Origin of the sequence: Metabacillus niabensis (assembly GCF_902829255.1) — a bacterium.
Lineage (GTDB): Bacteria > Bacillota > Bacilli > Bacillales > Bacillaceae > Metabacillus > Metabacillus niabensis.
Window position 1 is genome coordinate 1 of the sequence record NZ_CADEPK010000401.1, and the last position, 6,248, is coordinate 6,248.

Here is a 6,248-nt window from a genome sequence, read left to right on the forward strand (position 1 = left end):
GTTTACTATAATTCATACCGATATCAATGGGGATTAAAAAAGATGGCCCCGGAACAGTACCGAGGCCATCTACTAAGTGCATAAAGGACTTTTTATTAACTGTCTATTTTTAAGGGTACAGTTCAAATCACTGCTTGAATGTTTTTTCTTATGATAATTTCGAACGTAAATACGCATCGATAAACGGATCCAATTCTCCATCCATGACCGCATGCACATTCCCAATTTCTGTGTTCGTACGATGGTCTTTTACCATTGAATAGGGATGGAAAACGTATGAACGGATTTGGCTTCCCCAACCGATTTCCTTTTGCTCACCACGAATTTCTGCAAGCTCTGCTTCTTGCTCTTCTATTCTTTTTTGATAAAGCTTCGCCTTCAACATTTTCATCGCTTGCTCACGGTTTTTAATTTGAGAACGCTCCGTTTGACATGTTACAACGATGTTTGTTGGAAGATGGGTAATCCGAACAGCTGAGTCAGTTGTGTTAATATGCTGTCCACCGGCACCACTTGCACGATACGTATCAATTTTTAAATCTTCGGTACGGATTTCAATATCGATTTCTTCATTAAATTCTGGCATTACTTCACAGGAAACGAATGATGTGTGACGTCTGCCAGAAGAATCGAACGGAGAAATCCGGACTAGACGATGAACACCTTTTTCAGCTTTCAAATAACCATACGCATTATGTCCTTTAATTAGAAGGGTTACGCTTTTAATCCCCGCTTCATCACCAGGTAAATAGTCAAGCGTTTCAACCTTAAAGCCCTTTTTCTCAGCCCAACGAGTGTACATACGAAGTAGCATTGAGCCCCAGTCTTGTGACTCAGTCCCACCAGCACCTGGGTGAAGCTCTAAGATGGCGTTATTTTTATCATGCTGCTCACTTAAAAGAAGCTGTAATTCAAAATCATTTAATTTACTTACAATTTCTTTAATTTCAGAAGAAAGCTCAGCTTGTAAATCAGCATCTTCTTCTTCCTTTACAAGTTCATACGTTAATTGGAGGTTTTCATATGATTCATTTAGTTCATGAAACTGGTCAACCATTTCCTTTAACGCATTTGTTTCATTGATAATAGCTTGAGCTGCATTTTGATTATCCCAAAAATCAGGTGCAGTCATTTGCCCTTCAAGCTGCTGAATACGCGCTTCCTTTATATCGAGGTCAAAGAGACCCCCTAAAGTCCGCTAAACGTTTAGCTGTTTTTTCAAGCTCTTGACGAATTTCTACTAATTCCATTCCAGTCACCTCTATATGATTTTAGAAAATATTTTTCGAAACAAGAGAGAGGTGGCTGTCACCTCTCTCAGATTGTTGCATCTATTTTTCCCCTTTTATATGGTTATGACTCTTTTATCATATGTTTTTGTATCTTTATTGTCTTTTACTAAGTTCGTGTTTTGGTTGATTTCCTTTACAGTACTCGCTTTTCGCGGGGGTGGGTGGTGAGCCTCCTTGGTAAACCTGCTCACGTCTCACCTATCCCACGCATCCCGCAGGAGTCTTATACTTCAGATCCAATCAACCATTAACTTAGTTTTTAGTTCGAACTCAACAAACCTTGAGAAGTGCCGATAATTTTCAAAGAATTATTATTGTCCACAGCAATTTTTATATTTTTTGCCGCTTCCGCAAATACACGGATCATTTCGGCCAATTTCTACTACTTTACGAGCTGGCTTTTTCTTTACTGGCTCGTCGCCTTCTTTCGCATGAACCGCTGTTTGACCTTTTGCTACTTCTTGACGTTCAAGGTTGTTGCGGATTTGTGCTTTCATAATAAATTTCGCAACCTCTTCCTCAATGGCTACAATCATGTTTTCGAACATCGCGAAGCCTTCCATTTGGTATTCGCGAAGTGGGTCATTTTGTCCGTAAGCACGAAGGTGAATACCTTGACGAAGCTGATCCATCGCATCGATATGATCCATCCATTTTGAATCAACAGCACGAAGAAGAATAACCTTTTCAAACTCGCGCATTTGCTCTTCACCGAAGTCTTCTTCCTTCGCATTATAACGCTCAATCGCTTTTTCCTTAATCATTTGTGCGATTTCTTCAGGTTCCTTACCACGAAGATCGTTGATTTCAAGCTCACCCTCTTGAAGGATGTTTGCATTCATATAATCGACAATGCCTTCTAAATTCCAAGCATCCTCGTCCTCATCCCTCGGCATATATGAATCAACAACACGCTCAATTGTAGAAACAAGCATTTTTTCAACAATTTCCCGCAGGTTATCAGAATCTAATACTTCAAAGCGTTGCTTGTAAATAACTTCACGTTGCTGGCGTAACACATCGTCATATTGAAGCAGTTGTTTCCGTGCATCAAAGTTATTTCCTTCAACACGTTTTTGTGCTGATTCTACGGCACGAGTGACAATCTTACTTTGGATTGGTTGTGAATCATCCATACCAAGTCGATCCATCATATTCATCATATTTTCCGATCCAAAGCGACGCATTAATTCATCCTCCATTGAGAGGTAGAATTGCGTAATACCTGGATCCCCTTGACGTCCAGAACGTCCTCGTAGCTGGTTATCGATACGACGTGATTCATGTCGTTCTGTACCAATTACCGCAAGACCACCCTTTTCAATAACACCTTCGCCAAGCTTGATGTCAGTACCACGACCTGCCATGTTCGTTGCAATCGTCACCGCACCTAATTGCCCAGCATTTTCAATAATCTCCGCTTCCTTCTCATGGTTTTTCGCATTCAACACATGATGTGGAACACCTTTTTTCTTTAGAAGCTGGGAAATTAATTCAGATGTTTCAACCGCTACTGTCCCAACTAGAACCGGTTGACCAAGGTCATGGCGTTGTTTGACATCCTCAACAACAGCACGGAATTTCCCTTCCATTGAACGGTAGACTAAATCAGCTCTATCCTCACGGGCAATTGGTCGATTTGTTGGAATCGCAATAACTTGCATGTTGTAAATATTGCGGAATTCCTCTTCCTCTGTTTTTGCTGTACCAGTCATACCAGCGAGCTTTTTATACATCCGGAAGTAGTTTTGGAAGGTAATCGTTGCAAGTGTCATGCTTTCATTTTGAATTTCTAAGCCTTCTTTTGCTTCGATTGCCTGGTGAAGACCGTCGCTGTAACGACGTCCTTTCATTAGACGTCCTGTAAACGAGTCAACGATGACAACCTGTTCGTCCTCAACGACATAATCAACATCTTTTTGCATGACAAAATGCGCCTTTAACGCTTGGTTAATGTGATGGTTAAGTGCAACTTGCGTAATGTCATATAAATTATCGATACCAAAAGCACGTTCAGCCTTCGTAATTCCTTCCTCAGTTAACTGAACAGCCTTTGTTTTCACATCATACGTAAAGTCTTCATCTTGTTTTAATTGACGTACAAAGCCATTTGCTTGTAGATAAAGCTTGGTCGATTTTGCAGCTTGTCCCGAGATAATTAACGGTGTTCTCGCTTCATCAATAAGAATGGAGTCAACCTCATCGATAACGGCAAAATTTAATGGGCGTTGAACCATTTGTTCACGATAAAGAACCATGTTATCACGTAAATAGTCAAAGCCTAATTCATTATTTGTGGAATACGTAATATCCGCAGCATAGGCTTCACGCTTTTCATCCTTTGTAAGGGAGTTCAAGTTCAAGCCTACCTTTAAGCCAAGAAACTCATAAAGCTGACCCATTTCATTTGCGTCACGACTTGCTAAGTATTCGTTGACCGTTACAACATGCACACCTTCACCTGAAAGTGCATTTAAATAAACAGGCATAGTTGAAGTTAATGTTTTCCCTTCACCTGTTTTCATCTCTGAGATATTTCCCTCGTGTAGTGAAATACCCCCCATTAATTGCACCTTGTAAGGATACAATCCTAATACACGCTTTGCTGCCTCACGAACAACAGCAAAAGCTTCTATTAAAAGGTCATCAAGTGTCTCACCCTTGGCAAGCCGACCTTTGAACTCTTCTGTTTTTGCTTTAAGCTCATTATCAGATAAACTGCTCATCTTGCCACTCAAGGCATCAATCTGATTCGCCATTTTCTCATAACGATTTAACGCACGTTTGTTTAAATCAAACACCTTGTTTAAAATTCCAAGCATTCAAAACGCTCCTCTGTATTTAGAGTGAAATCATTCAAATAGTTCATATTATAAACCATCCTTTATTTTAGCACTATTTGGGATATGGTACAACAGGGACGTATGTGGAGAGGCATATGTGTGGGGACAGTCCCCGTTTCAACATCATTTCCAACAGAGATTTCATATAACTCAATGAACACAAGAAATTGAACATTTTGGGGACTGTCCCCGTTTTACTCAAAATTAACGTTTTTTTGCTTTTAGATGTTGTTTTGGGGACTGTCCCCCAAAAAGGTTTCTACTTCTTCAAGTGTTGGTATTCCTGTTTGTGCGCCGAGTTTTGTGACGGAGAGGGCTGCTGCTGCATTGGCGAAATTGCATGCTTCTTGGAGTGTTTTGCCTTTGCTTAGTGATACGGCTAAGGCTCCATTAAACGTGTCTCCGGCACCGGTTGTGTCTATGGCATTTACTTTGTAGGACGGGATTGTTGTTTCTTTTTGATGTTGATAGATTGTAACTCCATTTGCTCCTTTGGTGACGATGCATTTTTCTTTCATGTCATATAATTCATCCTCATCTATACTAGAGAGCAGCATCGTTTGTTCATGCTCATTTGGTGTTAAGTAGTCTACTTGTAATAGCAGATCTCTTGGTAGTTTTTGAATTGGCGCTGGGTTTAGGATAACAGGTACTTTATGTTTCTTTGCTAGACGGACAGCTTCAATTACTGCTTTCACTTGGATTTCTAGTTGTAAGAGAATGAGGTCACTTTTAGCGATTACTTGTTCATAATCTGTGATTAATGCTGGAGTGACTTCATTGTTTGCTCCAGATACGACAATGATGCTGTTGTCTCCTTCTGATAAGGTTATCGCAGCTATTCCAGTTGATATTCCCTCCACCGTTTTAATATATTCAGTGTTTATGCCTTGTTTTTGTAAATGCTCCTTTAGCATGCTTCCAAACCCATCATTCCCAACAGAGCCAATAAGAGTAACGTCTGCACCTAATCTTGCAGCTGCTACCGCCTGATTTGCTCCCTTACCACCAGGGATCGTATGGAAGCTTTCCCCGAGGACGGTTTCTCCTACTTTTGGAATGATTGATGTTCTTGTAACTAAATCCATATTGATGCTGCCGATTACGGTGATTTTTGGTTGTATCATTTCCTTCTCCTTATGAAAAACAGCGCCCTTTAAGGAGGCGCTGTCGATTTATCTATTTTAAACTTGTGGCTCAATTAAGCCATATTTTCCATCTTTTCGTTTATATACAACATTCGTTTTATTCGTTTTCGCATCTGTAAAGACGAAGAAGTTGTGACCAAGCATGTCCATTTGAAGAATTGCTTCCTCGCTGTCCATTGGCTTTAGGTTAAAGCGCTTAGTACGAACAAGCTCTTGTGTGTCCTCTTCCTCTGTAGCATTATCCTCCGGGAGTACGTTATTAAACACAAATTTCGGATCTCCTTGCTCACGCAATTTGCGGTTTACTTTTGTTTTATGTTTACGAATTTGACGTTCTAATTTATTTACAACTAAATCAATTGCCGCGTACATATCTTGGTTATGCTCCTCTGCACGTAGCACTAAATCAGTCATCGGGATTGTAACCTCGATTTTAGAATCCTGATCATTATAGTACTTCAGGTTAATATTGACCTTTGCATCAACTGATTCATCGAAGTACCGTTCAAGCTTACCAATTTTCTTTTCTGCATATTCTCTTAAAGCTGGAGTTAATTCAATGTTTTCCCCTCTGACGTTAAATTTCATGTAGAACTCCTCCTTTTTGATAAAGCTATGTATACAATATTCTATGTTACCCTGCCAAACTCCTGCTTATTATCGAAAAAGATGTGAAAAAATTGTGATAATTTGTAGAAAAAGCGATTGGAATTTATTGTGTGGTGGGGTGTAGTAGTATATGCGGAAGGTGTTCTAGATATGTAAGGGTTTTCAAATAACTTGATTTACTGCAAAAAATTCGCACAAATAAAAAAGCAACCATAATAACTATGGTTACTCAGATTGAAGACAAAAGGCATTTGGGAAAGCTTTCTTTCCCAAATGCCTTTTTAATTTTTGATTTTCTTCTTAGAATCTATCTTAAAAATAAGTGTAAATTGCCTATTATTCATATTTTTTATGCC

General features: G+C 39.5%; 5 protein-coding genes. 1 reads left to right on the forward strand and 4 read right to left on the reverse strand.

Annotated features, from left to right (window positions below):
* Positions 1-84, forward strand: an 84-nt coding sequence (locus HU235_RS25440; RefSeq protein WP_325100938.1) for an IS3 family transposase, incomplete at its 5' end; no start/stop codon positions are given.
* A gap of 64 nt (positions 85-148) precedes the next feature.
* Here HU235_RS25440 and prfB read toward each other — a convergent pair.
* From prfB to hpf, 4 genes are all read right to left on the reverse strand, one after another.
* Positions 149-1,250, reverse strand: a protein-coding gene (gene prfB, locus HU235_RS22575) for a peptide chain release factor 2 (RefSeq protein WP_141231498.1) whose coding sequence is annotated in 2 segments (ribosomal slippage) — positions 149-1,177 and positions 1,179-1,250 — 1,101 coding nt in all. Because the reading frame shifts where the segments join, the coding sequence is not laid out codon by codon here.
* Positions 1,251-1,603: 353 nt separating this feature from the next.
* A complete protein-coding gene (secA, locus tag HU235_RS22580; RefSeq protein ID WP_174881669.1) occupies positions 1,604-4,114 on the reverse strand; it encodes a preprotein translocase subunit SecA in 2,511 nt (836 codons plus the stop codon).
* Between the two features lie 242 nt (positions 4,115-4,356).
* Positions 4,357-5,262, reverse strand: coding sequence for a ribokinase (rbsK, locus tag HU235_RS22585; protein WP_174881670.1), 906 nt, complete (start codon positions 5,260-5,262; stop codon positions 4,357-4,359).
* A 57-nt stretch (positions 5,263-5,319) separates the two neighbouring features.
* Entirely contained in the window at positions 5,320-5,871 is a 552-nt protein-coding gene (gene hpf, locus HU235_RS22590) for a ribosome hibernation-promoting factor, HPF/YfiA family (protein ID WP_095299772.1), read from the reverse strand.
* Positions 5,872-6,248: the final 377 nt, after the last annotated feature.

Excerpts from the sequence above, each read along its gene's own strand:
- hpf (WP_095299772.1), bottom strand. The coding sequence starts at position 5,871 with ATGAAATTTAACGTCAGAGGGGAAAACATTGAATTAACTCCAGCTTTA.
- rbsK (WP_174881670.1), bottom strand. The coding sequence starts at position 5,262 with ATGATACAACCAAAAATCACCGTAATCGGCAGCATCAATATGGATTTA.
- secA (WP_174881669.1), bottom strand. The coding sequence starts at position 4,114 with ATGCTTGGAATTTTAAACAAGGTGTTTGATTTAAACAAACGTGCGTTA.